The 4,702-nt window shown below is 41.6% G+C and carries 2 protein-coding genes; both read left to right on the top strand.

Annotation, left to right across the window (positions count from 1 at the left end; genetic code table 11):
- On the top strand, positions 1–1,714 hold a 1,714-nt coding region (locus QVO88_RS00940), incomplete at its 5' end, for a recombinase family protein (protein WP_288177678.1).
- 133 nt (positions 1,715–1,847) lie between these two features.
- A partial coding sequence (locus QVO88_RS00935; protein WP_288177676.1) for an Ig-like domain-containing protein occupies positions 1,848–4,702 on the top strand: 2,855 nt, incomplete at its 3' end.

Genomic DNA, 4,702 nt, shown 5'->3' with positions numbered 1-4,702 from the left:
AAGGAGAATTTTAATGGATATTTATGCAGCCGCTGACCTTATGAAACGTGAGCGGAAAACAATTTTTGATCTTGAAATCAATGTTACATTTTATGCACGAGTATCAACGACCCGTGATGAACAGGAAAACTCTATTGAAAATCAGATAAACTTCTTTACAGAGATGATAAAGTCAAACCCAAATTGGAATTACATTGAGGGGTATGTTGACAGGGTCAGAGGAGAACACGCTGAAAACCGTGCTGAATTTATGAGAATGATCGAAGATGGAAAAGCAGGAAGGTTTGACCTTGTACTTACAAAAGAAGTCAGCCGTTTCGCAAGAAATACTATCGACAGCCTTACCTATACCCGTGATCTTATCCGAGCAGGGGTAGGGGTCTTCTTCCAAAATGATAACATTTGTACCATTGATTCTGACAGCGAAATGCGTCTTACTATAATGTCAAGCATCGCCGCTGATGAAGTCAGGAAACTTTCTGAACGTGTTCGCTGGGGTCACAAGCGTTCAATAGAAAGCGGAAATGTTATGGGCAACAATCGTATATTCGGCTATGATAAAGATGACTGTAAACTTGTCATAAACGAACCTGAAGCAGAAATGGTAAGAATGATATTTGACCTTTACTCTACTGGTGATATGAGCGTCAGAAAGATAGAACGAATACTATATGATAAGGGCTACCGTGGACGCAATGGTACAAGGATACATCACAACACCGTTTCAGGCATTATACAAAACCCAAAATATAAAGGATTTTACTGTGGTAACAAAGTAAGAATAGTTGACTACCGCACAAAAGAACAGCGTTTTTTACCCAAAGAAGAATGGGTGATGTACAAAGACGAAACAGGCGAAGTCGTACCTGCCATAGTATCTGAGGAAACATGGAACAAGTGCAACAGAATATTTGAAACAAGAAGTGCTGCCATAAAAAGCCGTGAACACTCATTTAAAGACACAAGTGTCTTCACCGGTAAGATATGGTGTGCAGCTCACGACAAGCCATATTGGAGGACAAGTTACTCAAACAGCGTATCAAAAGGTCAGCCAATATATCAATGGATATGCTCAGAAAAAAAGAAAGAAGGTGCAAAAAGCTGTGCGTCATTTGCAATAATGGAATCGGAACTTTACAGCATACTGTCGGGATTTTTCAAGGACGTGGCTGAAAACCTTGAGGATTATGTTGAAACATTTCTTCGGATATATAAAGAATCAGACCGCTCTGCCGAGGCAATGCGGCAGGTAAGCGGCCTGAAAGCAACACTGGAAAAGGAAAATAAAAAGCGTGATAAACTGCTGGAGCTCTATATGGAGGAGCTTATCACAAAATCAGAATTTACAAAACGTAATACCGAGAGCAGTGAACTAATAAAAGGAATAGAACATCAGATAAGATTTATCGAAAAGAAAAGCGAAAACGACAATAGTTATGCAAAAGCTATAAAGCGGATTGAAAAATACTTCCGTGAAATGTATGATCCTAGCCTACCAATGAACAAGGAACAAGTCGACGAAATGGCAAAGGCAGTCATAGACCGTATAAGTGTAGTTCCAATAAATAAGAACACAATGAAACTGGAAATTAAACTTCTGACAGGTGAATCAGAGCCGATGACATACATTAGGAACGGAGAAAGATATGCTCGGCGTTCTGGACTCACCAGCAAGAAGATGATCGACGCTTACAAGACAACAGGCAACAAGTAATTTCTCCTAAAAGTCCTAAAAACTCCGCCGTGGCATTTCGCTGTGGCGGAGCTTTTTACTTGAAATCAGGCAAAAAAAGTAGTATAATATACACATAGGGTCGGGGTAAAGATCATAGTAAAGAGGGATAAATATGTTGACTAAAAAAATCGCCGCAGGACTTACAGCTTTTATTATAACAGCTTCTGCCGCACTGCTTCCGCTTCCAGAAAGCATTAACGGCATATTGGGGAACACCGCTATATCAGCTCAGGCTTATTCTGCAAACGGCGCCGTAAAAATACCGTCAGATTTTCTGACTTTTAACAGCTCCGATCAGGTTTTCGTAAACGTGGTTTCTGCCACTAAAAACGGACTATACTATTATACTGTGGAAAACTACAAGAAGCTAATTAAATTCTATAGCTTTTCCAACAACTCCGTGAGAACTGTAGCAACGCTTGGTGACATTATAAATGTATATGCCAACAACTCCAAGATCTATTATATCGAAAGAGATACCAGCACATACAATTCCAGCGTGAAGGGCTCGTCATATTCTTATTACATAAAGACCTTTGACACCGATACGGAAAAGGTGACCAAAAGCGTTAATGTGAGCAAGTATACCCCCAATGGTATTTTAAATTACCCAAACTGTTTTGGCGTTGACAATAACGGCAGGATATATTACTATGTAACAGACAGCAGTGGTGCTGAAAAGGGCGATAATCTATTTGTCCTGGACTCAAACGGAAATAAGCTGTCCTCCTGCAGCACCGAAGTTGCCATAACAAAGTTCTCAGGCTTTGACAGCACAAACGGAAACTTCTATTTTGAAAGAAACGCTGATTACGTTTATTGGGGCTATACTCACAAAATGAACGCCCTTGGCTTTGGAAACATTTCAAATAACAAAATAACCGTGTCTGATAAATCTATCGACTATTTCTATCAGAAATATTACGATTATCATTATGACAACGCACAAATGCTTGGCAACGGCAAGCTTGCGTGGACTTCTTCTGCAAGCGGCACTGTAAACATCGTGGACTCTGCCAAATTCCATACATCAACAGATAATACATTATCTCTCTTTGGAAGCGTTTCAAGAGCGGAACATGAAAACAAAAATGATCTCTACAACAGCGTTGGAACAAGAACTGTATACAACAGCGAAAATGACAGCACTATCATGTATGTAAACAACAACACTCTTATGGAGTTCAACAATGATTTCAAGCAGGTGGCTTCATATAAAACAGCTTATCCTGTTTTCGCTTTGTATTATACGAACGGCACCGTGACAGCCATAGAGCGTGATACTGACGGCAATTTCTACGAAGAGAATATTGCTTGGAAAATGCCTAGCAGTGTTACGATTTCAAATTCTTCTGCCACGCTCAAAACGGGCAACAGCCTTAAACTTTCTGCAAGAAGCAATTCCGATATAGACTACGGCTTCACATGGTCAAGCAGTGATAATTCTGTGGCTTCGGTTACAAAAGACGGCAAGGTGTACGGAAACAAGGCAGGCGTATGCACAATAACGGCTACCACTGACAACAGTGTGAAAGCAAGCTGTACAGTGACAGTTACGCCTATGGATAGCGACACAAAAGGCTCTGCCACTATACTCAGCGGACGTACAACAGACAATGCTTCAGATAACCATTACAACACATGGTCATCTGTCACAAACTCTTATCTTGTACAAAACAGCGACGAAACGCTCACAAGGCTTGAAAACACATCAAGCGGCATTGTGGTAGAAAACTACTCCGCAGACGGCAAAAAGCTGATCTCACAACGCACTATTTCAAAAGAGCTTAACATATTTGGTGGCTTTTATTCAGGAAAAGACTATAACTATCTCGTGTTCGGTCAGAACAACACTGCCGAAAGCGACAGCAAGGAAGTTGTGAGAGTAGTCAAATACACCAAGAGCTGGAGCAAAGTAAATTCATGCAGTATCTCAGGTGTCAATACAACAAAGCCGTTCTCGGCAGGCTCACTGAGAATGGAAGAAGCAGGCGGAAAGCTTTATGTTTACACCTGCCATGAGATGTATGCTGACAGCGACGGCATAAATCATCAGGCAAATATGCTTTTCACCATTGACGAATCCTCCATGTCCCTGACCGACTCAATGTATGACGTTTCAAATCTTACAGACGGCTATGTTAGCCACTCGTTCAACCAATTCATCAAAGCTGACGAAAGCGGAAAATACATCTACAGAGTTGACCACTCAGAATCAAGCAACTACACAATGAACGGCTCTTACCTCTCTGTAAACGGCATTACTCTCACAAAATATAAGGCTGACGGAAAATCAACCGCCGTGAACGTTTCTATCCCTGTTAAGTTCGATATGAACAAAAGCAACTACACGGGCGCTTCAATAGGCGGTTTTGAGCTTGGCAGCGGAAACTGTCTGATAGCCTATGCAAAAGACGTTTCAAGCAATTGTAAGACAAGAAATGTTTACATAAGCGTCACAGACGAGCTTTTCAACGGTACACAGAACATTGCCCTCACAAACTACGGCACATCAAGTAAAGTGACCTGCCGCACCCCTCAGCTTATAAAGATAAATGACAATCTGTTCCTTGTTATGTGGGAAGAATACAACAGTTCCACAGGCAAGACCGCCACAAAGACAATGACAGTTGACTCAAACGGCAAAACTGTTACCAAAGCCATTTCTCACTCCTTCGGACTTTCAGATTGTCAACCTATTGTATGCAGTGACGGCATGGTAAAATGGTATGTCACAAATAATTCAGCACCGACCCTTTACAAGCTCTCACCATTTGCGCTTGACGATTATCATGAACACAGCTATACAAAAACAGTTCTCAGCAACGCCACCTGCACCACCGCAGGCACAGTAAAATACACCTGCTCATGCGGTGACTCCTACACCGAAACTATCCCAGCCACAGGTCACAAGTCAAGCGGTTGGATAGTCGACAAGGCGGCTTCTATCGGAGTTAAAGGCTCAAA

It is taken from the genome of Ruminococcus sp. CAG:57, assembly GCF_000435935.1.
GTDB classification, from domain to species: domain Bacteria; phylum Bacillota; class Clostridia; order Oscillospirales; family Ruminococcaceae; genus Hominimerdicola; species Hominimerdicola aceti.
The sequence above is the reverse complement of the archived record's forward strand: the minus strand, read 5'-3'. Positions and strand labels throughout refer to the sequence as shown.